This window comes from Streptomyces sp. NPDC001663 (genome assembly GCF_042893105.1).
GTDB lineage: Bacteria > Actinomycetota > Actinomycetes > Streptomycetales > Streptomycetaceae > Streptomyces.
The window spans coordinates 618,264-638,672 of record NZ_JBIAUR010000003.1; the positions used below are offsets into that span (position 1 = coordinate 618,264).

The window sequence follows — 20,409 nt, forward strand, 5'->3', positions numbered from 1 at the left end:
CCCGGGTTCCCAAAGCCACAAAGGGGGCAGAAAGGTGTGGTGTAGGTCACTTGCGACGGCAACCGCGTGCCTGGAGTTGCGGTGACACGGCCAGGATCGTCACCGTTTCGGCGGTCTGAACGGCCGGGTACTTGCGCGATCCGCCCGGCCCGTGTGGACTACGGCCAATGCTTCGCGCACGCGCGTGGCTGAGATACTCAACAAGACATGATCAGGAGGCAACCCGTGAGCGCGACCGCGGACCACGCGGAGACGAGCCCTGCCGTGAGGCTGGGGTTCCAGCCCGAGCAGGTGGTCCAGGAGATCGGCTACGACGACGACGTAGACCAGGAGCTCCGCGAGGCCATTGAGGAAGTCATCGGCAGCGACCTGGTGGATGAGGACTACGACGACGTCGCCGATGCCGTGGTGCTGTGGTTCCGCGACGAGGACGGCGACCTGACGGATGCGCTGGTGGACGCCACCACGTACATCGAAGAAGGCGGTTCGATCCTGCTCCTCACGCCGAAGACCGGCCGTGACGGCTACGTGGAGCCGAGCGACATCTCCGAAGCCGCGACGACGGCGGGGCTGTCCGCCTCCAAGAGCGTCAGCGTGGGCAAGGACTGGAGCGGCAGCCGGCTGGTGACGCCGAAGGCGGCCAAGTCCAAGAAGTGACCGCACCGGACGGGCCGAGCATCGTGCTCGGCCCGTCCGTCTGCTTTCGGTGATCGCTGCGTAGGGTTGGTCCCACCACCCGAACAGCCCCATCGAAAGGGACGTACTGCGATGGCGATCCAGGTCGGCGACAAGGCCCCCGACTTCGAGCTCAAGGACAACCACGGCGCCACCGTGAAGCTCTCCGACTTCCGAGGCAGCAAGAACGTCGTCCTGCTCTTCTACCCCTTCGCCTTCACCGGTGTGTGCACCGGCGAGCTGTGCGAGGTGCGGGACAACCTGCCGAAGTTCTCCGACCGCGACACCCAGGTGCTCGCCGTCTCCAACGACTCCATCCACACCCTGCGCGTCTTCGCCGAGCAGGAGGGCCTCGAGTACCCGCTGCTGAGCGACTTCTGGCCGCACGGCGAGGCCTCCCGCGCCTACGGCGTCTTCGCCGAGGACAAGGGCTGCGCGGTGCGCGGCACCTTCGTCATCGACAAGGAGGGCGTGGTGCGCTGGACCGTCGTCAACGCGCTTCCGGACGCCCGCGACCTGAACGAGTACGTGACGGCGCTCGACACCCTGTGATTGTTAGGTCCCAAGGCCTGCGTGGGGCGGGAACCCGTCACTAGGATCGATTCGTTGATCCGATGTCAAAACGCACGGCGGGGCGCCCCGCCCCTGGACACCAATGGAGGACTCGTGGGAGTCAGCCTCAGCAAGGGCGGCAACGTATCGCTGACCAAGGAGGCCCCGGGCCTGACCGCGGTCATCGTCGGTCTGGGGTGGGACGTCCGCACCACGACCGGTACCGACTTCGACCTGGACGCCAGCGCACTGCTGCTGAACGCCTCGGGCAAGGTCGGCAGTGACGCCAACTTCGTCTTCTTCAACAACCTCAAGAGCCCCGACGGCTCGGTCGAGCACACCGGTGACAACATCACCGGTGAGGGCGAGGGTGACGACGAGCAGATCAAGATCAATCTCGCCGGCGTGCCGGCCGAGATCGAGAAGATCGTGTTCCCGGTCTCGATCTACGACGCCGAGAACCGCCAACAGTCGTTCGGCCAGGTGCGCAACGCGTTCATCCGCGTGGTGAACCAGGCGGGCGAGGCGGAGATCGCGCGCTACGACCTCTCCGAGGACGCCTCGACGGAGACCGCCATGGTCTTCGGCGAGCTGTACCGGCACGGCGCGGAGTGGAAGTTCCGTGCCATCGGTCAGGGCTACGCCTCGGGCCTGCGCGGCATCGCGCAGGACTTCGGCGTGAACGTCTGAGACACGTCACAAGGTCTCACCGTCCGGCGCCGCACCGTTTGCGTGCGGCGCCGGACGCGCAGGACAACCAAAAAAGCACCATCTCGGGGAGGACCAGCATCATGGGCGTCACGCTCGCCAAGGGGGGCAACGTCTCCCTGTCCAAGGCCGCACCCAACCTCACGCAGGTGATGGTCGGGCTCGGCTGGGACGCGCGTTCCACCACCGGAGCCGACTTCGACCTGGACGCCAGCGCGCTGCTGTGCAACAGCGGGCGGGTGCTCGGGGACGAGTGGTTCGTCTTCTACAACCAGCTCAAGAGCCCGGACGGCTCGGTGGAACACACCGGCGACAACCTCACCGGTGAGGGCGAGGGCGACGACGAGTCGATCCTGATCGACCTCTCCAAGGTGCCCGCACACTGCGACAAGATCGTCTTTCCGGTCTCGATCCACATGGCCGACGAGCGCGGCCAGACCTTCGGGCAGGTGAGCAACGCCTTCATCCGTGTCGTCAACCAGGCCGACGGACAGGAGCTCGCGCGCTACGACCTCAGCGAGGACGCCTCCACCGAAACCGCGATGATCTTCGGCGAGGTGTACCGCTACCAGGGCGAGTGGAAGTTCCGTGCAGTAGGACAGGGGTACGCGTCAGGGCTGCGGGGCATCGCTCTAGACTTTGGGGTCAACGTTTCGTAAAGCCGAGTACGGCGCGGGGGAGAGCCTCCCCCAAGCTTCGCTTGGGGGGACCCCCAGATACGGATTGGGTAGCCAGTGCTTCTGAAAACCTTCGGCTGGTCGTTCGCGATTACCGCGCTCGGCCTGGTCGCTGCGGTCTTCTACGGGGGGTGGGAGGCCTTCGGCATCGTAGCTATCCTCTCCATCCTCGAGATCTCGCTGTCGTTCGACAACGCGGTGGTCAACGCCGGAATCCTGAAGAAGATGAATGCCTTCTGGCAGAAGATCTTCCTCACCGTCGGCGTGCTCATCGCCGTCTTCGGCATGCGGCTGGTCTTCCCCGTCGTCATCGTCGCGATCAGCGCCAAGATGGGCCCCATCGAGGCCGTCGACCTCGCCCTCAACAACAAGGACCGCTACCAGCAGCTGGTCACCGACGCGCACCCGTCGATCGCCGCCTTCGGTGGCATGTTCCTGCTGATGATCTTCCTCGACTTCATCTTCGAGGACCGGGACATCCAGTGGCTGCGCTGGATCGAGCGCCCGCTGGCCAAGCTCGGCAAGGTCGACATGCTGTCGGTCTGCATCGCCCTGGTCGTCCTGCTGATCACGTCGTTCACCTTCGCGACCCACGCCCACCAGCACGGCGGCGCGCATGTCGACAAGGCGCAGACGGTGCTGATCTCCGGCATCGCCGGCCTGATCACGTACATGGTCGTCGGCGGTCTCTCCGGCTACTTCGAGGACAAGCTCGAGGAAGAGGAGGAACGGGAGCACGAGGAGGAGGAAGAGGCCAAGCGCAGCGGCAAGCAGCGCTCGGCGGTCACCCTTGCCGGTAAGGCCGCGTTCTTCATGTTCCTGTACCTCGAGGTCCTGGACGCGTCCTTCTCCTTCGACGGTGTGATCGGCGCGTTCGCCATCACCAACGACATCGTGCTGATGGCGCTGGGCCTCGGTATCGGTGCCATGTACGTCCGGTCGCTGACCGTGTACCTGGTCCGACAGGGCACCCTCGACGACTACGTCTACCTGGAGCACGGCGCGCACTACGCGATCGGTGCGCTGGCGGTGCTCCTCATGATCACGATCCAGTACCAGATCAACGAGGTCATCACCGGCCTCGTCGGCGTCATCCTGATCGCCTGGTCCTTCTGGTCCTCCGTTCGCCGCAACAAGGCGATCGCGGAAGCCGAGGGAAAAGCGGCGGGCTCGGACGAGAAGACTGAGGTCTCGTCCGGGGTGTGATGCACCTGCGGGTGAGGGAACGCTCTGAGCGGGGCGGCCGGCCTCCGGCCGCCCCGCTGGTTTTTCGACTGAGGCCGGGTTCGGGTGAATCCGGGTGCATCTGGGGGCGGGAAAATGGGCTTCTTGGACGGGCTTTGGCGTGGACGCGAGGCCGACTTCGACTCGGGCAGCGCGGCGACCAACGCCATCGAGCTGACCAAACGGCACCACCAGGTATCGCTCACCAAACAGGGCGCGGCCACCGGGCATCTGCGGGTCAACCTGACCTGGCGGATGCGGACGTCCGACATCGGCGGGGCACAGCGGGAGTCCCTGCTGCGCCACCCCTTCAAGGCACTGAAGCCGCCGGAGGTCATGGGGCACAGCCAGAGCATGGTCAACGTCGACCTCGACCTGGGGTGCCTGTACGAGCTGATGGACGGCACGAAGGGGGTCGTGCAGCCGCTCGGGGGCTACTTCGGGGACGTCAACGCGGCGCCGTACGTCAAGCTCAGCGGGGACGACCGGTTCGGGTCCGCGTCCGGCGAGACGATGTACGTCAACCTCGATCACCGGGATCAGATCAAGCGGCTGCTGGTGTTCGTGTACATCTACGACCAGACGCCGGCGTTCGACCGTACGCACGCGATTGTGACGCTGTATCCGAGCAATGGGCCGCGGATCGAGATTGGTCTCGATGAGCGGCATCCTCAGGCTCGGTCGTGTGCGGTGGTGATGATCGAGAACGTGAAGGGGGAGCTGGTCGTTCGGCGTGAGGTGAAGTTCGTCTACGGGTTCCAGGCGGAGCTTGATCGGTTGTACGGGTGGGGGTTGCAGTGGGGGCGTGGCTACAAGACCAAGGTGGAGCGGTAGTCGCCTGAGAGCTCGGGGCTCTGTGTTGGCCCCTGAAAGCCTTGCAGCTAGCGGCCGATGAATTGTGGGCCCTGGGGCGGCAGCCGGAAGTCCGGGTTCGGGAGCGTCGTCACCGGGGGCGGGTAGCCGTAGCCGGACTGGTTGGTCGCCGCGGAGGCCGCGGCGGGCTGGGGGTAGCCGTAGGCGGGCTGGGTCGCCGGGGGTTGTTGGGGGTAGCCGTAGTCCGGTTGGGCGGGGACTGCTGTCGGCTGTTCCGGGGGGAGGGGCTGGGAGACCTCGGGGGTGGTCTCCGACTCGTCCACCGTGATGCCGAACTCCACGGCCAGGCCCTTCAGGCCGTTGGAGTAGCCCTCGCCCAGGGCGCGGAACTTCCAGCCCTCGCCCCGGCGGTACAGCTCGCCGCAGATCAGGACGGTCTCCTGGCCGGTCTGCGGCTTGATGTCGAACGTGATCAGCGGTTCGCCGTCGGTGACCGCAGCGTCGTACAGCAGGATGCTGAGGCCCTGTACGTGGTCGAAGGTGACGTCCTCCGCCGATGCGACCAGGAGAATCCGGCCGACGTTGGCCTCGACGCCGGCCAGATCTGTCTGGATCGTGTCGGTGAGGCCTTCGGTGACGCGCTTCTTGCCGAGCCACCTGGCCTTCCCGGAGGGATGCCGGGGCTGGTTGTAGAAGACGAAGTCCTCGTCGGAGCGCACGCGCCCGTCGGGGCCGAGGAGCAGCGCCGAGGCGTCGACGTCCGGGACTCCCTGCCCGGGCGTCCAGCGCAGCACGGCGCGCACCGTGGTGGCCTTCAGCGGGACGTTGGACCCCTTCAGCATCGCGTGCGTCATGCGGTCATCCTGCCCTCTCGGTCCTGATCACGACAACGCGGGGTGCGGTAGCCCAACACGGTTGTGCCCACGGGCGTTACCAGAAATTCATGCCTGGCGGGAACCCCTGACATGGATCGGTACGTACTATTACCGGCCACCTGTTATCAGAGTCCACAGCATCCACAGCATTACATTGCGTCACGGGGGAGTTTTATGCGTCATTTCGGGCACATCGCCCCAGAGGTGCGGCAGCGCCTCTTCCACCAGGAGCCGTGCGAGTTCACCACGGACTCCCCGGCCCGGCTGCTCTCCGCGGCCCTGGGCGCCACGCTCTACAGTCCGGCCACCCGGCCGCGGCTCGCCGACGACATCGTCAAGCAGGCCGGACTCGGCGTGGTCTCGATGGTGCTGTGCCTGGAGGACTCGATCGACGACGCGGACGTGCCGGCGGGGGAGGAGAACCTCGTCCGCCAGTTCGCCGACCTGGACGCGAGAGCCGGCGCCGGCCTGCCGCTGCTGTTCATCCGGGTGCGGACGCCCGAGCAGATCCCCGACCTCGTGGCGCGCCTCGGGGCGACCGTACGGCTGCTGTCCGGATTCGTGTTCCCCAAGTTCACCGAGGAGCGCGGCATCCCCTTCCTGGAGGCCCTGGCGGCCGCCGAGACCGCGAGCGGACGGCGGCTGTTCGCCATGCCGGTGCTGGAGTCGCCCGAGCTGCTCTACCGCGAGTCGCGCGTGGAGAGCCTGGAGGGCATCGCCCGAGCCGTCGACAAGTACCGCGACCGCGTGCTCGCGCTGCGCCTCGGCGTGACCGACTTCTGCTCCTCGTACGGCCTGCGCCGGGCCCCCGACATGACGGCCTACGACGTCCATGTCGTCGCCTCGGTGATCTCCGACGTGGTGAACCTGCTGGGGCGGGCCGACGGCACCGGGTTCACGGTGACGGGGCCGGTGTGGGAGTACTTCCGGGTGCCGGAGCGCATGTTCAAGCCGATGCTGCGGACCAGTCCCTTCCTCGAGGGGCAGGCCGTCGAGCTGCGCGAGAAACTGATTGAGCACGCCATGGACGGGCTGCTGCGGGAGATCTCCCTGGACCAGGCCAACGGCCTGCTGGGCAAGACCTGCATCCACCCCTCCCACGTACTGCCCGTGCACGCGCTGTCCGTTGTCAGTCACGAGGAGTTCGGCGACGCCGCGGACATCCTGCGGCCCGAGCGCGGCGGCGGGGGTGTGTTGAGGTCGGCGTACACGAACAAGATGAACGAGGTGAAGCCGCACCGCGCATGGGCCGAGCGGACCATGCTGCGGGCCGAGGTGTTCGGCGTCGCGCGCGAGGACGTCAGCTTCGTGGACCTGCTCGCCGCGGGTATTCCCGGCTGAGCCGCATTATTCGGGCCTCTCTTTAGGGACACATGATCAACGCAGTGAACGACCGGGTCTGGTCCGGCAGCTGGGTCGCCGAGCGGCTCGGCGTCGAACTCCTGGGCGACGACAAGCTGACCGAGCTGCTGGGGCTGGCGTTGCGCCGCAACCCCAAGCGGGCGCATCTGCTCGTGTCCAACGTGCTCGGCAAGCATGTGCCGCAGTCGCCGTCCGTGGTGTACGGGTATGGCTTCGCCCTTGGCCGACGGGTACGGGAGCTCTTGGGTGCCGAGGAGGCGGGCCGCGCGGTCGTCCTCGGGTACGCGGAGACGGCGACGGGGCTGGGGCATTCCGTGGCCGACGGTCTGGGCCTCGCTCCCTATCTGCACTCCACCCGGCGTCCCGTCGCGGGTGTTGCGGCGGCGGGCGGTTTCGAGGAGTCCCATTCGCACGCCACGTCTCATCTGCTGCTGCCGGAGGATCCCGCGCTGCTTGTCGGTGACGGGCCGCTGGTCCTGGTCGACGACGAGTTCTCGACGGGCAACACGGTGCTCAACACGATCCGGGATCTTCACGAGCGGTATCCGCGGCGGCGGTACGTCGTGGTGGCGCTGGTCGACATGCGGTCTGCCGCGGATGCCGGGCGGCTTGAGGAGTTCGCGCGGGAGATCGGTGCGCGGGTGGATCTGGTGGCTGCGGCCTCGGGGACGGTGCGGTTGCCCTCCGGGGTGCTGGAGAAGGGGCAGGAGCTGGTTGCGCGGTACGAGGCCGAGAGTGCGGCGAGCGGTAGTTCGTCGTCTGCGGCTGAGTGGGGGCTGGTCGCGCAGTTCCCCGCGCCCCTGAAAGACAAGGGCGTTGCAGCCACCCCAGGGGCGCGGGGAACTGCGCGACCGGCCACAACGGACCCGCACCCGGAAGACGACCGCGCCCGGCAGACGCGCCCCCGCGGCCGCATCAGCCGCGTAGAACTGTTCTGGCCCCATGGCCTACCCGACGGCGGTCGCCACGGCTTCACGCCCGCGCACCGAACGCGCCTTGAGAACGCCCTCCCCGCCATGGCGGCGCGCCTTGCCGAGGCCCTGCCGGAAGACGCGCGCCGCGTGCACATCCTCGGCTTCGAGGAGCTGATGTACGCGCCGCTCAGGCTGGCCCGGGAGCTGGAGCAGGTCGTCGACGCCGAGGTGCGGTACTCCACGACCACCCGGTCACCCGTCCTCGCGGTCGACGACCCCGGGTACGCGATACGCAGCCGCATCGTCTTCCCCGCCCACGACGACCCCGCCGACGGCCCCGGCGAGCGCTACGCCTACAACGTCGCCGGCGCCGGATTCGACGCGGTCGTCGCCGTCGTCGACACCGTCGCCGACACCCCCGAACTGCACGCGCCGGACGGCCTGTTGGCCCGGCTGGCCGCGCACACCCCGCACGTCCTGCTCGCCGTCGTGCCCTCGTACGTGCCCGAGCCCCTGTACGTTCCCGAAAGGCCCCCCATGCTGCCCGAGCCCCTCCGCGGCCCCGCCTTCTCCTCGTATCCGCCCGAGGAGGTCGGCTGGCTGCTGCAGGACCTCTCGGACGTGACGCTGGAGGCGCCGACCGAGGAGCGCGAGGAGGCCATTCAGAGCGGGGGCGCGCACTACGCCGAGTCGCTGCCCGTCGAGTACCAGCCGAGCGAGCAGTACCAGGAGCTGTTCCACGCGGCACTGCGGGAGTCGTCGGCGCGGATCGCGCAGGCGGTCGGCGCGGTCACCGAGCTCGTGCTCGCCGAGCGGTCGCCGCGGCCGGTCCTCGTCTCGCTCGCCCGTGCGGGCACCCCGGTCGGCGTCCTGATGCGCCGCTGGGCGCAGTTCCGGCACGGACTCGACCTTCCGCACTACGCCGTCTCGATCGTCCGCGGCCGCGGCATCGACGCCAACGCGCTGCGCTGGCTGGCCGCGCACCACGACCCGTCCGACGTCGTGTTCGTCGACGGCTGGACCGGCAAGGGCGCCATCACCCGCGAACTCGCCGACGCCATCAAGGAGTTCGAGACCTCCGACGGCGTCACCGGCTTCGACCCGGAGATCGCGGTGCTGGCCGACCCGGGCTCGTGCGTGCGGACGTACGGCACGCGGGAGGACTTCCTCATACCCTCCGCCTGCCTCAACTCCACCGTCTCCGGCCTGATTTCGCGGACCGTCCTGCGCGCCGACCTCGTCGGGCCGAACGACTTCCACGGCGCGAAGTTCTACCGCGAACTCGCCGGCACCGACGTCTCGGTGGACTTCCTGGACGCCGTCGCCGCCCGCTTCCCGGAGGTCACGGACGCCGTCGACGCACAGGCCAAGGAGCTGCTGTCCGGTGACCGCGAGCCGACCTGGGAGGGCTGGGCGGCGGTCGAGCGGATCAGCGAGGAGTACGGCATCCACGACGTGAACCTCGTCAAGCCGGGCGTCGGCGAGACCACCCGTGTGCTGCTGCGCCGGGTGCCCTGGAAGATCCTGGCGCGCCAAGGTGCCGGCGCCGACCTGGACCATGTACGACTGCTCGCCGAGCAGCGGGGCGTACCGGTCGAGGAGGTCGGCGAACTGCCGTACACCTGCGTCGGGTTGATCCACCCCCGCTTCACCCGCGGTGCGACCGGTGCCGACGGCAAGGCGGTGAACGTCTGATGCCGGTGCTGGTGGCGAGCGACCTCGACCGTACGCTCATCTACTCCTCGGCGGCCCTCGCGCTGACCATGCCGGACGCGCGGGCGCCCCGGCTGCTCTGTGTCGAGGTGCACGAGAGCAGGCCGCTGTCGTTCATGACGGAGACGGCGGCCGGGCTGCTGACCGACCTCGGGGACGCGGCGGTCTTCGTGCCGACGACGACCCGGACGCGCAAGCAGTACCAGCGCATCAACCTGCCGGGCCCGGCACCGAAGTACGCGATCTGCGCCAACGGCGGCCACCTGCTGGTGGACGGCGTCTCCGACCTCGACTGGCACGCGCGCGTGACGGCCCGGCTGGCCGAGGAGTGCGCACCGCTGGACGAGGTGCGCGAGCACCTGCTGGCGACGGCGGACCCGGAGTGGGTGCGCAAGCACCGCGTCGCCGAGGACCTCTTCGCCTACCTGGTCGTGGAGCGCGAGCTGCTGCCCGAGGAGTGGGTGAAGGAACTCGCCGTCTGGGCGGAGAACCGCGGCTGGACGGTCTCCCTCCAGGGCCGCAAGATCTACGCCGTCCCGAAGCCGTTGACGAAGAGCGCTGCGATGCGGGAGGTGGCGCTGCGCACGGGCGCGGAGCTGACGCTGGCCGCCGGCGACTCACTGCTGGACGCCGACCTGTTGCTGGCGGCGGACCGAGGCTGGCGCCCCGGTCACGGCGAACTGGCGGACGCGGACTGGGCGGCCCCGCAGATCAGCGCACTGCCGGAGCGGGGTGCACTGGCGGGTGAGCGAATCCTGCGGGAGTTCCTGAAGGCAACCAGCACGGCAGCTTCGTAGGGACGCGGGTCGACCTAACCGCAGCACCCTCCACCACAACAACCGCCCCCGCCCCCGCCGCCGCCCCCTCGAGGAGCCGCAGCGGGGGCGGACGCCGTTTTGCCCACGGCCACCGTCGACAGAAGCTTCACCGTGTCCCCGTGCCCGGCAGGGCAGTCGGCGGGGGCGGAGGACTCCGCCATCGGTCGGCTCAGTTCAAACGTGTCGCCGCACGTCCGGCAGCGGTACTCATAGCGAGGCATGCGACCAGGTTAGCGGCGGTACGGAGCAGCGAGTGTGACCCAAGTCACGCGTCCATCATGTTATCTACTGCTCGGTATGTGATCGTTCCTGTCGGATTCTTATGTGGAGAAGCTGCGAAGATCGTTGATATTTTCCGGTGGTGACCGGGACAGCACAGCGCAGTGGCCGGCCGGCTGACCACCGCCGTCCACGCCGCCGACGCGCGGCACCGAAGTGGTTTCCCCGGGCGGCGTTACGCCGCTTACGCCCCGACTACCCCCGCCCCGGCCACACCGGCTGGCGCCGCTGGCTGCCCTCCTGGCGCCAGTGGCTGGGCGGCTTCCTGGGGGCCGTGGGCCTGAGCGGCCTCTTCCTGGTCGTGGCCTACGCCGTCACGGACATCCCGGAGAACCTCAACTCCTACGCCACCCAGCAGGACAACGTTTTCTACTGGTCCGACGGCACCCCCATGGCCCGCACCGGCTGGGTGCAGCGGCAGGCGATGCCGCTCAAGGACATTCCCGAGGACGTCCGCTGGGCGGTGCTGGCCGCCGAGAACGAGAGCTTCTACTCCGACCCCGGCATCTCCTTCAAGGGCCTGACCCGCGCACTGTGGCGCACCGTCGGCGAGGGGGACACCGAGGGCGGCTCGACGATCACCCAGCAGTACGTCAAGAACGTCTATCTGACGCAGAACCAGACGGTGAGCCGCAAGTTCACCGAGGCGATGATCTCCCTCAAGCTCGACAACCGGATGAGCAAGGACCAGATCCTCGAGGGATATCTGAACACCAGCTGGTTCGGCCGGGGGACCTACGGCATCCAGCGCGCCGCCCAGGCCTACTACGGCAAGGACGTCACGCATCTGAATGCCAGTCAGGCGGCTTTCCTGGCCTCCTTGTTGAAGGGCGCCGGACTCTACGACCCCACCCTCTCCAAGGCCAACCACAAGCGTGCCGTGGAGCGTTGGTCCTGGACCCTCGACCGCATGGTCAAGATCGGCAGACTGTCGCCGGCCGAGCGCGCCCAGTACAAGAAGTTCCCCGAACCGCTCAAGTCCGCCCGCGTCTACGACACCGGCAGGCAGAGCGACTACCTGGTGGAACTGGCGCAGCAGTACGCCAAGAAGGCCGCGCACATCTCGGACAAGCAGTTCGACCTCGGCGGCTACCAGATCTACACGACCTTCGACCGCAAACGGGAGACCGACCTCACCGACGCCGTCGCCAACGCCCGGAAGCAGGCGAAGAAAAACCAGCCCAAGGCCGCGAAGACCGTGCACTACGGCGCCGCCTCCGTCGCCACCGACGGCCGGATCCTCGCCGTCTACGGCGGCCCCGACCACCGTACGCAGGGCTACAACGAGTCCAACTCCAGTACCGTGCAGGCCGGTTCGGCCTTCCTGCCGTTCGTGTACGCGGCCGGCCTGGAGCACGGCGTGCGCAAGACACGCGGCGGGCCCACGACCCGGGTCACCCCACAGACCGTGTACGACGGCGACGACGGCATCCCGGTCACCACCCCCGAGGGGCCGTACTGGGACCGCAGCGGCAAACAGGTCCTCGCGCACAACGACGACGGCAGGTCCTACGGGCGGATCGGCCTCGGCAAGGCGCTCGCCGAGTCCGTGAACACGCCGTTCATGCAGCTCGGCATGGACACCGGCCTGGACAAGGTGCGCGACACGGCGGTGGCCGCCGGGCTGCTCTCCTCCAGCCTGGGACCGCAGGTGCCGGCGCTGTCGCTGGGCAGTTCGACGCCGAGCGCGATCCGGATGGCCGGCGGGTACGCCACCTTCGCCGCCGAGGGCATGCACACCGAGCCGTACTCGGTGCGCCGTATCACCCGCAACGGCTCGAAGGTCGCGCTGAGCACACCCATCGCCCGCCGCGCCGTCGACGCCCAGGTGGCCGAGGAGGTCTCCCAGGCGCTGACGGACTCCCTGCGCGCCGCCCACCCCACCGTCTCCGCCCTGAGGGCGACCGGGAAGTCCGGCACCACCGCGGACGACACCGCCGCCTGGTACGCCGGCACCGCCGACTCCGTGTCGACCGCGGTCGTCGTCTACCGCATGGACCTGGCCAGGTCCCTGGAGCCACTGCCGCTCAAGGGCCTCGCCGGCCCGACCGCCGACAGCGTCCCGTACGCCGTCTGGTCGGGCGCCATGGGCTTCGGCTGACCTACCGAGGCTCCTGGCACCAACCCCCCACCCCCCTCGCAGAATGAGCACCGCATGCCCCGCACCATGCAGCGCAAAGGACCCAACGGCCGTCGCAGGAAAGCGCGTGCCCCCCGCCGACCCGCCCGCCCCGAAGTCCGCACCCTGACCGCCCTCCTCGTCGTGGCCTCGGTCGTCGGCGGCTTTCTCGTCCTGACCCGCCAGGACCACACCCAGCCCACCGCCGTCGCCTCGAAACGTCCCGGCAGCGCCTCGACGAAGAGCACCGAGGAACCCGCCGGGGACGCAGAGATCAAGACTTTCGGAGACGGCTCCACGTCCTACACCGGCCCGCAGAAAGGCGAGTTGAAGGCCAAGCCGCTCAAACCCGGTGAGAAACCACCCCAGTTCGTCGTCTTCTCCTGGGACGGCGCGCTGGAGGGCAGCGACCATCTCTTCTCCCACTACCGGGAGTTGGCGAAGAAATACGACGCCCACATGACGTTCTTCCTCACCGGCATCTACCTCCTGCCCAAGAACAAGAAGACCCTCTACCACCCGCCGCAGCACAAGCCCGGCGCCGCCGCGATCGACTACCCCACCGACGAGCACATCCGCACCACGCTGGAGCAACTGCGCCTGGCCTACAACGAGGGCAACGAGATCGGCACCCACTTCAACGGCCACTTCTGCGACACCAGGACCAGCGGCAAGTACTGGAGCGTCGACGACTGGAAGCAGGAGATCGACCAGTTCTACTCCCTGGTCGAGAACTGGAAGACCAACACCGGCTTCAAGGACGTCCCCGCCCTGCCTTTCGACTTCAAGAAGGAGGTCGCCGGCGGCCGCGCCCCCTGCCTGGAAGGCCAGAAGAACCTCCTGAAGGCCATCAAGGGCCTCGACTGGAAGTACGACGCCAGCTCCCCGGGCGACTTCCAGATCTGGCCGTCGAAGAAGAACGGCATCTGGAACTTCCCGCTCCAACTGGTCCCGTACTCCGCCGACAACCAGGCCCTGTCGATGGACTTCAACTTCCTCTACAACCAGACCGGCGGCGAGGTCCAGGGCAACCCGGCGAACTACGCCCAGTGGGAGAAGCAGACCGTCAACTCCTACATGAACGGCTTCAACCGCGTCTACTACGGCAGCCGCGCCCCGCTGTTCATCGGCAACCACTTCGAGGACTGGAACGGCGGCATCTACATGAAGGCCGTCGACCGGATCGTCAAGAACGTCTGCACGAAGAAGGGCGTCAAGTGCGTGTCCTTCAAGGAACTGGCCGACTGGCTGGACGTGCAGAAACCGGAGACCTTGGCGCGACTGCGCGGCCTTGACCCCGCACAGGCGCCCGACTGGTCGACGGTCGTGAAATGAACCACCCCCCACCGCAAGGAGAAACCCCAGTGAGACCCAGCAAGTCCGGTGCGAGCAGAGGCCGTTGCACCGTCGTCGCCGCCATGTCCCTCTCGGCCGCCCTGCTCCCGCTCTCCGCCGCCCACGCGGCCGACAAGCCCGCCACCCCCGCCGTGACCGCGGCCACCACCGACGCCTTCGGCCGCATCGCCGACGCCGTCCTCACCGACCGCACGGCCGCCCTGGTCGAAGGGTCCACCAAGGCCCGTACGGCTTTGAAGGCGACCGCAGGCGTCCAACTGGCCACCGCCCAGGCCAAGTCCGAGACCGCCACCCTGACCGCCCTGCACGGCACCCGCTCCCGGCTCGCCGCGCTCGGCGAGGCCTACACCGGCGCCGACACGAAGGCGCACGTCGACAGCACCCGCCTGCGGGGCCGCACCGCCACGGTCCGCGTCACCGAGACCACCACACTGACGTACGCGAAAATACGCGGCGACGAACCCGCCACCACGGGCTTCACCGCCCACCACCAACTCACCTTCACCGCAGGCCCGGACGGCACCTGGCAGCTCACCCGCGAACGCCTCACCGACCAGGGCCCCCGCCCGGTCAACGCGCCCGCCCCGGCCGCCCCCGCGACCCCGGTCCGCCCGAGCGCCGTCATCGACGCGCCCCGCTCGGCCACCACCTACCCCGCCCCCGCCAACCCCAAGAACCTCGGCTCCGGGACGACGTACAACTACACGGCGATGGCGACGTACGCCGAGAAATACTGGAAGAACTACAACACCGCCTACCGCCGCTACAACAGCGCGGGCGGCGACTGCACCAACTACCTGAGCCAGTCGCTGTATGCCGGCGGCTGGAAGCAGGTCACCAACTCGGCCGAGGACTACGACACCTGGTATTCCAAGACCTCGGGGGAGTCCGACACCTGGATCGGCGTCAACGAATGGTCGTGGTTCACGCAGACCACCAAGCGGACGAAGGCACTGGCCAACGCGTACCAGATGGACGTCGGTGACGTGCTGCAGATGGACTTCGACAAGGACGGGTCGAAGGACCACTCGATGATGACGACGTTCCGGAGTTCGAGTGGGGTGCCGTATCTGACGTACCACGACGCGGACACGTACCGGCGGTCGCTGTCGAGCCTCATCGCGTCGTACCCGAACTCGGCGTACTACGCCTACCGCAGCTAGCGAACCGGCCGCGTGGGGGCGGCAGTTCAGTGACCGCCTCCACGCTCCTCGCGAATCTGCGAGACGACCCGCCCCACCGTCTGCCGCACCGCCTCGGTCTCCGTCAGGAAATGCCAGTAGTCCGGGTGGCGGCCCTCCAGGCCGGCGATCGCCTGCTCCAGCCTTGCCACCGAGTCGTCCAGCGGCCGGGCATGCCGCGGATCGGGCGTCGTCCGCCCCGTCATCGCCAGCCGCTGCGCGTCCCGGATCGCGAAACGCGTGCGGTCGATCTCCTGCTGGGGGTCCTTCTGCACGGCGTTGAGCCGCTGCAGCCGATCCCGCGCCGCCGACACGGACTCGTCCGTCGTGTTCAACAGCGCCCGTACCGTCGACAGCAGCGCCGTCGCGTCCGGCCAGCGCTGGGCATCCCGAGCCGCCTGCGCCTCCTTCAGCTTCAGCTCGGCCTGCCGGACGTTCTCCTCGGCCTGGTCCGGTACGTGCTGCAGGTCCTGCCAGCAGGCCGCCGCGAACCGGCGACGCAGCTCGCTCAGCACCGGCTCGACCTGCCCGGCACGGGTGGTCAGCGCCTGCGCGCGCGTGCGCAGCGACACCAGCCGGTGGTCGATCTCGGCCGCCTTCTCCGGCAGCCGCTCGGCCTCCACCCGGACCGCCTCGGCCTCGCGCGCCACCCGCTCGGCCCGCTCCAGGGTCTGCGGCACACCGTGCTGCCCGGCGCCCTGGTTGAGCTTGGTCAGCTCGGGACCGAGGGCGGCCAGACGGGCCGCGAGGTCGTCCGCCTTCAGCTTCGTCTGCCGTACGGCATCCAGGGCGTTCGAGGCGGCGAGCAGCCCTTGGCGCGCCCGCTCCACGGCGGGGGCGAGGCGGGCCAGCTGGGTCTCCGCCTTGCCGAGCAGCGGCCCGAGGCCGTCGCCGAAACGGTCCAGCTCCCGCTTGACGTTGGTGAGCTCGTCCTTGGCCCGGGTCAGCTCCGTACGCGCGCGGGCCGCGACCGAGGCCTCCAGCTCGTCACGGTCGAGGTCATAGGCATCGACGGCCTCGATGTAGCGCTGGCTTACCTCGTCGATACGGCGGCCCAGCGCCTCGAAGTCGGAGACCGCGCGCCGGGCGGCCGGGGTGGCGTCGACCGCCGTGATCGTCTCGATCGAGATCCGCAGGTCCCGCTGGGCGGTGTCCAGCTCGTAGAACGCGGCCGCCGCGGCGTCCTTCGCGGCCTGCGCCTCGGCCCGCTGGCTCTCGGCCCGCCCGCCGAACCACCGCCGGGTGCCGCCGCCGGCGAACGCGGCGGGCAGCGCGAGCGCGGCGACGAGGGGGAGGGCGAGGAGGGTGACGGTGTCCTTGAACGCCCGACGGTGTGCATGAAGCACCCGACGGTGTGCGCGCGGCACCAACGGCGAGTACGGCTGCGAAGGTGTCGCCGTCACATCCCTCTCCCGTGCTGTCATCCGTCCAGGCCGGTGCCTCGTTTCATTCTCCCACCGGTTAAGGACGAACACACGGGCCGGTTAGTTCGCGGTCTTGAGAGTGACTTTGCCGTCGCCGGTGCGCGCGGACACCACATGCGAGCTGGAGTCGGACCGCGGCACGGACACGTCCACCGAACCGTCGCCCGTCTCGGTCGTCACCCGGTACGTGGACTTGGGCAGCGCGATGGTGACGGAGCCGTCGTGGCTGCGGGAGTCCACCAGGTCCGGTACGGCGCCGAGTTCGAGGTGCACGGAACCGTCACCGGTCTCCGCGCGCACCTGACGCGAGGAGACGTCGGCGTGCACGGAGCCGTCGCCGGTGCGCAGCGTCAGCGGCCCGGTGGAGTCCGTGACATGCACGGACCCGTCCCCCGTACGAATGCTCAGCGCGTCCTCGAACCCCCGCGCCCGCACACTCCCGTCCCCGTCCTCGACCTTCACGGTGACCCCGCGCGGCACCTCGATCCGGTGCTTGGCCGAGCAGTCGGCGACGACACCGGAGCACTTCATGCGCAGCGTCAGCCGGTCGCCCTCCATCTTCCAGCTCACCTTCGGATCCTTGCCGATGGCGACCGACCCCTGGAACCACCGCGTGACCTCGACCTTCCCCGCCGGATTCCCGTCCGCGGCGACGATCTCCAGCGCCGAGTCGTCGGAGTCCACGGTCAGCGTCCGCCCCTCCAGCGCGAACGTCCGGTGATCGGGATCCTTGTCGTCCCCCGCGGAGGCACCACAGGCGCCGGCGGTCCCGACAAGAACCACGACGGCCCCGGCGGCGAGGGCGACACGGGCGGTGCGGGCGGTGCGTGTGGTGCCGGGACGGGTACGGATGCGAGCCATGGTGATCTTCCCCCTGGGACGGATTGTGAAGGCTCTTCGACCGTAGGGAGCGGGGGGCTGGAGGGGGATCCGGGATCCTCCCGGATCCGGGGTGGGGTAAACCCCCGGATCGGGCAGGGGCGCGATCCGGGTTCCCGATCAGGGGCCGATACGGGTTTGCAGGGCACTGCCCCTGGCAAGGTAGGCTGTCGACTCGTCTCGGGTGCGTAGCTCAGGGGTAGAGCGCCTGCCTTACAAGCAGGATGTCGGCGGTTCGAAACCGTCCGCGCCCACCGTCACGAGGAGACCCCGGCCGTCGCGGCCGGGGTCTTCTTCGTTCACTCCTCGTGTGCGTGCTTCAGCTTCATGCGGGCCTTAACGCGGTCCCCGGTCGTGACCTCCGCCCAGAAGCGGTGGGTGCTGACGAAGACCGCGAGTTCGTGTTCGCGCTGCCGGAGCTTTTCGACCTCGGCCTGTTCGTCGGCCGTCCAGCCGGGGGAGGCGGGGCGCTCCACCTTGCGCCAGCCGCCCGAGTCGCTGAAGGCGTCCAGGGGCTCGACCGACCAGGGCAGCCGCTTGAGCAGGGCCGACAGCTCGGCCCGGACCTGATGCAGCTCCTCCTGGCCGGCGAGGAGGTCACTGGGAAAGTCATAGGTCTCAGCCACGGCGCAATGCTACGCCTGTTCGAATTTGGGATGCGAGTTCCTTCTCGGGGTTCATGCGAACGGATGGCTCGACGGCTCCCGACCTGCCGTGGGTGGCGGGAGCTGAGACGCAGGTCACTTCTGTTTCTGTCACGGCTTGCGGGAGCTGCTCGGTCCAAGAGGTGCAAGTACCGACAACGACGTAGGAGTGCACCGTGGAAGCTCGGATGAACCTCATGGCCAGCCCGGTCGCCGCGAAGGCGTTCAAGCACATCGTGGCCGCGGCCCACGCGCTCGGGGAGTCGACGCTGCCGTTCGCGACGCGGGAGCTGGTCAACCTCCGTGCGAGTCAGATCAACGGCTGCGCGGGATGCATCGACATGCACACCAAGGAGCTCGCGCACGCCGGGGAGAGCGCGGTGCGCATCAACCTGGTCGCGGCGTGGCGTGAGGCCAAGGTCTTCACCGAGGCCGAGCGTGCCGCGCTGGAGCTGGCGGAGGAGGGCACGCGGCTCGCGGACGCGGCCGGTGGCGTCCCGGACGAGGTGTGGGAGAAGGCCACCAAGCACTACGACGAGGACCAGCTCGCCGCCCTGGTGACCCAGATCGCCGTGATCAACGCCTTCAACCGCGGCAATGTCATCACGCGGCAGCCCGCCGGCGACTACCAGGTCGGGCAGTTCGGCTGACCCCCGTCCTTGGCCCGGAGGCCGTTGTCAGACCCTGGTTCTACCGTTGGCGGCATGGACATCGCTGACGTGGAGCAGGTGCGGTTGGAGCCGTGGGGTGAGGGGGACTTCTGGTTGTTGCAGAGGATCAACAGCCCTGAGATGACGGCGCACTTGGGCGGGCCGGAGAGCGAGGAGAAGCTCGTCGCTCGGCACGGTCGGTATCTCGGGCTGGGGGCGGGGCAGATGTACCGGGTCGTGCTGGCGGGCAGTGGCGAGACCGTCGGTTCGGTCGGGTTCTGGGAGCGGGCGTGGCGGGGCGGCACGGTGTGGGAGACGGGGTGGGGCGTGCTGCCCGAATTCCAGGGGCGGGGGCTGGCCGTGGCGGCGGCCGGGGGAGTCATAGAAGCTGCGCGGGCCGCCGGTGGGCATCGGTACCTGCATGCCTTTCCCGGCGTGGACCACGCCGCGTCGAACTCCGTCTGCCGCCGCGCCGGTTTCACCCTGCTCGGCCCGGTCGACTTCGAGTACCCGAAGGGGCACTGGATAACGTCCAACGACTGGCGGGTCGATCTGCGGGCGGCCGGTTGACACCCGCACCCGCGCGGACGTCAACCGGCCCAAGACGCACGCCTGTCAGTGACCGGCGTCCCTCAACTCCCGTACCAGCCGCGCCGCCACCGGCACGCTCACCCCGTGCCGCTCCGCCGCGCGCAGCAACGCCCCGCCGATCGCGTCCAGTTCGAGCGGCCGGCCGGCCTCCGCGTCGCGTTGCATGGAGGACTTGGTCTGCGGTGGGAAGGCGTCGTAGCGGGCGAGTGCCTGTGCGGGATCGGCGGGGCCTCCGCTCGCGCGGCTGACCGCGGCCGTCTCCGCCACCAGGGCCGTCAGTTCGTCGCGATGCTGCGTGCGTACGTCACCCAGCGGGACCGCGTACCGGGTGGTGAGCAGGGCGAACGGCGCGAGGAACGACATCTTCGCCCACAGCGTCGACGCCTCGTCGTCGAGTACGCGGGTCGTCGGTCCGGCGGCGTCGAGCGCCCCCGCCAATGCGTCGAGCCGCTTGCGGTCGACTCCTGATCCTTCGCCGGTCAGGTCGATCTCGGCGAATGGGCTGCCGTGCTCGATCACGCCCGCCGCGACCCGGGTCGACTCGACGCGGATGACGGCCGGGGCGACCAGGCCGGGACGGTAGCGGGCGCGCAGGGTGGCCGGGTGTTCGACGCCGTTCAGGAACGGTACGAGGAGGGCGTCGCCCAGCGCCGCGGGCGGGACGCGGTCGAGGGCGGCGTCCAGGGCGGTGTGCTTGACCGCGACCAGGCACGCGTCGACCGGTTCGCGCAGGACGGTGTCCGCCTCGACGTGGGCCGTGAAGTCGCCGAACAGTCCGCTGCGGACGCGGATTCCGTCCGTGCGCAGCGTCTCGGCGGTCTCCTCGCCGGCCAGGCAGATCACGCGGTGACCGGCCCGGGACAGGAGCGCCGCGAGCAGGCCCCCGATGCCGCCCGGGCCGAGCACGGCCACGGTGAGTTCGTCGTTCGCCATGATTCATTTGTCCCTTCGTCGG

20 protein-coding genes and 1 tRNA gene are annotated in these 20,409 nt (G+C 69.0%); 15 read left to right on the forward strand and 6 right to left on the reverse strand.

Annotated elements, in window-relative coordinates; translation table 11 throughout:
* The first annotated feature begins 225 nt into the window (after nucleotides 1–225).
* From ACFY1L_RS13355 to ACFY1L_RS13380, 6 genes are all read left to right on the forward strand, one after another.
* Complete coding sequence (locus tag ACFY1L_RS13355) at nucleotides 226–657, forward strand: DUF3052 domain-containing protein (RefSeq protein ID WP_361262184.1); 432 nt, start codon at nucleotides 226–228, stop codon at nucleotides 655–657.
* 111 nt (nucleotides 658–768) lie between these two features.
* Entirely contained in the window at nucleotides 769–1,227 is a 459-nt protein-coding gene (locus ACFY1L_RS13360; RefSeq protein WP_388822660.1) for a peroxiredoxin, read from the forward strand.
* 114 nt (nucleotides 1,228–1,341) lie between these two features.
* Entirely contained in the window at nucleotides 1,342–1,917 is a 576-nt protein-coding gene (locus ACFY1L_RS13365) for a calcium homeostasis/redox stress adaptation protein (RefSeq protein ID WP_361262178.1), read from the forward strand.
* A 101-nt stretch (nucleotides 1,918–2,018) separates the two neighbouring features.
* Complete coding sequence (locus ACFY1L_RS13370; RefSeq protein WP_388822662.1) at nucleotides 2,019–2,594, forward strand: TerD family protein; 576 nt, start codon at nucleotides 2,019–2,021, stop codon at nucleotides 2,592–2,594.
* A gap of 75 nt (nucleotides 2,595–2,669) precedes the next feature.
* A complete protein-coding gene (locus ACFY1L_RS13375) occupies nucleotides 2,670–3,818 on the forward strand; it encodes a DUF475 domain-containing protein (protein WP_388822664.1) in 1,149 nt (382 codons plus the stop codon).
* Between the two features lie 114 nt (nucleotides 3,819–3,932).
* Nucleotides 3,933–4,670, forward strand: coding sequence for a Tellurium resistance (locus ACFY1L_RS13380; RefSeq protein ID WP_388822666.1), 738 nt, complete (start codon nucleotides 3,933–3,935; stop codon nucleotides 4,668–4,670).
* 47 nt (nucleotides 4,671–4,717) lie between these two features.
* Here ACFY1L_RS13380 and ACFY1L_RS13385 read toward each other — a convergent pair whose 3' ends face one another.
* Nucleotides 4,718–5,503: a TerD family protein gene (locus tag ACFY1L_RS13385; protein ID WP_388822668.1), complete on the reverse strand. Its 786-nt coding sequence runs from the start codon at nucleotides 5,501–5,503 to the stop codon at nucleotides 4,718–4,720.
* 195 nt (nucleotides 5,504–5,698) lie between these two features.
* On the opposite strand from ACFY1L_RS13385, the gene ACFY1L_RS13390 reads away from it, so the two are divergent.
* The 3 genes from ACFY1L_RS13390 to ACFY1L_RS13400 are packed head-to-tail and all read left to right on the forward strand — an operon-like array spanning nucleotide 5,699 to nucleotide 10,310.
* Complete coding sequence (locus ACFY1L_RS13390; RefSeq protein ID WP_388822670.1) at nucleotides 5,699–6,865, forward strand: HpcH/HpaI aldolase/citrate lyase family protein; 1,167 nt, start codon at nucleotides 5,699–5,701, stop codon at nucleotides 6,863–6,865.
* Nucleotides 6,866–6,897: 32 nt separating this feature from the next.
* Nucleotides 6,898–9,495: a phosphoribosyltransferase gene (locus ACFY1L_RS13395; protein ID WP_388822672.1), complete on the forward strand. Its 2,598-nt coding sequence runs from the start codon at nucleotides 6,898–6,900 to the stop codon at nucleotides 9,493–9,495.
* Complete coding sequence (locus ACFY1L_RS13400; RefSeq protein ID WP_388822674.1) at nucleotides 9,495–10,310, forward strand: HAD family hydrolase; 816 nt, start codon at nucleotides 9,495–9,497, stop codon at nucleotides 10,308–10,310. The genes ACFY1L_RS13395 and ACFY1L_RS13400 overlap by 1 nt, the downstream gene beginning before the upstream one ends.
* A 14-nt stretch (nucleotides 10,311–10,324) precedes the next feature.
* On the opposite strand, the gene ACFY1L_RS13405 is transcribed toward ACFY1L_RS13400, so the two are convergent.
* A complete protein-coding gene (locus tag ACFY1L_RS13405; RefSeq protein ID WP_388822676.1) occupies nucleotides 10,325–10,552 on the reverse strand; it encodes a zinc ribbon domain-containing protein in 228 nt (75 codons plus the stop codon).
* A 140-nt stretch (nucleotides 10,553–10,692) separates the two neighbouring features.
* On the opposite strand from ACFY1L_RS13405, the gene ACFY1L_RS13410 reads away from it, so the two are divergent.
* The 3 genes from ACFY1L_RS13410 to ACFY1L_RS13420 all read left to right on the forward strand — a co-directional run bounded on the left by ACFY1L_RS13410 (nucleotide 10,693) and on the right by ACFY1L_RS13420 (nucleotide 15,248).
* A complete protein-coding gene (locus ACFY1L_RS13410) occupies nucleotides 10,693–12,711 on the forward strand; it encodes a transglycosylase domain-containing protein (protein ID WP_388822678.1) in 2,019 nt (672 codons plus the stop codon).
* Between the two features lie 54 nt (nucleotides 12,712–12,765).
* Nucleotides 12,766–14,064 (forward strand): hypothetical protein, encoded by a 1,299-nt coding sequence (locus ACFY1L_RS13415; protein ID WP_388822680.1) that lies wholly within the window; start codon nucleotides 12,766–12,768, stop codon nucleotides 14,062–14,064.
* 83 nt (nucleotides 14,065–14,147) lie between these two features.
* Nucleotides 14,148–15,248 (forward strand): amidase domain-containing protein, encoded by a 1,101-nt coding sequence (locus ACFY1L_RS13420; RefSeq protein ID WP_388822928.1) that lies wholly within the window; start codon nucleotides 14,148–14,150, stop codon nucleotides 15,246–15,248.
* Between the two features lie 26 nt (nucleotides 15,249–15,274).
* On the opposite strand, the gene ACFY1L_RS13425 is transcribed toward ACFY1L_RS13420, so the two are convergent.
* Nucleotides 15,275–16,669, reverse strand: coding sequence for a hypothetical protein (locus tag ACFY1L_RS13425; RefSeq protein ID WP_388822682.1), 1,395 nt, complete (start codon nucleotides 16,667–16,669; stop codon nucleotides 15,275–15,277).
* Nucleotides 16,670–16,750: 81 nt separating this feature from the next.
* Nucleotides 16,751–17,551 carry a DUF4097 family beta strand repeat-containing protein gene (locus ACFY1L_RS13430; protein ID WP_388822684.1) on the reverse strand — a complete coding sequence of 267 codons (801 nt, stop codon included), beginning with the start codon at nucleotides 17,549–17,551 and terminating at the stop codon, nucleotides 16,751–16,753.
* Nucleotides 17,552–17,751: 200 nt separating this feature from the next.
* Between ACFY1L_RS13430 and ACFY1L_RS13435 the strand changes: the two genes are divergently transcribed.
* A tRNA-Val gene (locus tag ACFY1L_RS13435) sits at nucleotides 17,752–17,823 on the forward strand.
* Nucleotides 17,824–17,868: 45 nt separating this feature from the next.
* On the opposite strand, the gene ACFY1L_RS13440 is transcribed toward ACFY1L_RS13435, so the two are convergent.
* Nucleotides 17,869–18,195, reverse strand: coding sequence for a hypothetical protein (locus ACFY1L_RS13440; protein WP_388822686.1), 327 nt, complete (start codon nucleotides 18,193–18,195; stop codon nucleotides 17,869–17,871).
* Nucleotides 18,196–18,389: 194 nt separating this feature from the next.
* Here ACFY1L_RS13440 and ACFY1L_RS13445 point away from each other — a divergent pair, with 194 nt between their 5' ends.
* Both ACFY1L_RS13445 and ACFY1L_RS13450 read left to right on the forward strand, forming a co-directional pair.
* Nucleotides 18,390–18,863 (forward strand): carboxymuconolactone decarboxylase family protein, encoded by a 474-nt coding sequence (locus tag ACFY1L_RS13445; protein WP_388822688.1) that lies wholly within the window; start codon nucleotides 18,390–18,392, stop codon nucleotides 18,861–18,863.
* 54 nt (nucleotides 18,864–18,917) lie between these two features.
* On the forward strand, nucleotides 18,918–19,433 hold the full coding sequence (locus ACFY1L_RS13450) for a GNAT family N-acetyltransferase (RefSeq protein WP_388822690.1): 516 nt from the start codon (nucleotides 18,918–18,920) through the stop codon (nucleotides 19,431–19,433).
* Nucleotides 19,434–19,478: 45 nt separating this feature from the next.
* On the opposite strand, the gene ACFY1L_RS13455 is transcribed toward ACFY1L_RS13450, so the two are convergent.
* Nucleotides 19,479–20,387: a ketopantoate reductase family protein gene (locus tag ACFY1L_RS13455; RefSeq protein ID WP_388822692.1), complete on the reverse strand. Its 909-nt coding sequence runs from the start codon at nucleotides 20,385–20,387 to the stop codon at nucleotides 19,479–19,481.
* Between the last annotated feature and the right edge of the window lie 22 nt (nucleotides 20,388–20,409).

What these genes read in the sequence shown, in the direction of transcription:
- ACFY1L_RS13360 (WP_388822660.1), top strand. Translation starts at nt 769, where the DNA reads ATGGCGATCCAGGTCGGCGACAAGGCCCCCGACTTCGAGCTCAAGGAC.
- ACFY1L_RS13370 (WP_388822662.1), top strand. Translation starts at nt 2,019, where the DNA reads ATGGGCGTCACGCTCGCCAAGGGGGGCAACGTCTCCCTGTCCAAGGCC.
- ACFY1L_RS13380 (WP_388822666.1), top strand. Translation starts at nt 3,933, where the DNA reads ATGGGCTTCTTGGACGGGCTTTGGCGTGGACGCGAGGCCGACTTCGAC.
- ACFY1L_RS13385 (WP_388822668.1), bottom strand. Translation starts at nt 5,503, where the DNA reads ATGACGCACGCGATGCTGAAGGGGTCCAACGTCCCGCTGAAGGCCACC.
- ACFY1L_RS13390 (WP_388822670.1), top strand. Translation starts at nt 5,699, where the DNA reads ATGCGTCATTTCGGGCACATCGCCCCAGAGGTGCGGCAGCGCCTCTTC.
- ACFY1L_RS13395 (WP_388822672.1), top strand. Translation starts at nt 6,898, where the DNA reads ATGATCAACGCAGTGAACGACCGGGTCTGGTCCGGCAGCTGGGTCGCC.
- ACFY1L_RS13400 (WP_388822674.1), top strand. Translation starts at nt 9,495, where the DNA reads ATGCCGGTGCTGGTGGCGAGCGACCTCGACCGTACGCTCATCTACTCC.
- ACFY1L_RS13405 (WP_388822676.1), bottom strand. Translation starts at nt 10,552, where the DNA reads ATGCCTCGCTATGAGTACCGCTGCCGGACGTGCGGCGACACGTTTGAA.
- ACFY1L_RS13415 (WP_388822680.1), top strand. Translation starts at nt 12,766, where the DNA reads ATGCCCCGCACCATGCAGCGCAAAGGACCCAACGGCCGTCGCAGGAAA.
- ACFY1L_RS13420 (WP_388822928.1), top strand. Translation starts at nt 14,148, where the DNA reads ATGTCCCTCTCGGCCGCCCTGCTCCCGCTCTCCGCCGCCCACGCGGCC.
- ACFY1L_RS13430 (WP_388822684.1), bottom strand. Translation starts at nt 17,551, where the DNA reads ATGGCTCGCATCCGTACCCGTCCCGGCACCACACGCACCGCCCGCACC.
- ACFY1L_RS13450 (WP_388822690.1), top strand. Translation starts at nt 18,918, where the DNA reads ATGGACATCGCTGACGTGGAGCAGGTGCGGTTGGAGCCGTGGGGTGAG.
- ACFY1L_RS13455 (WP_388822692.1), bottom strand. Translation starts at nt 20,387, where the DNA reads ATGGCGAACGACGAACTCACCGTGGCCGTGCTCGGCCCGGGCGGCATC.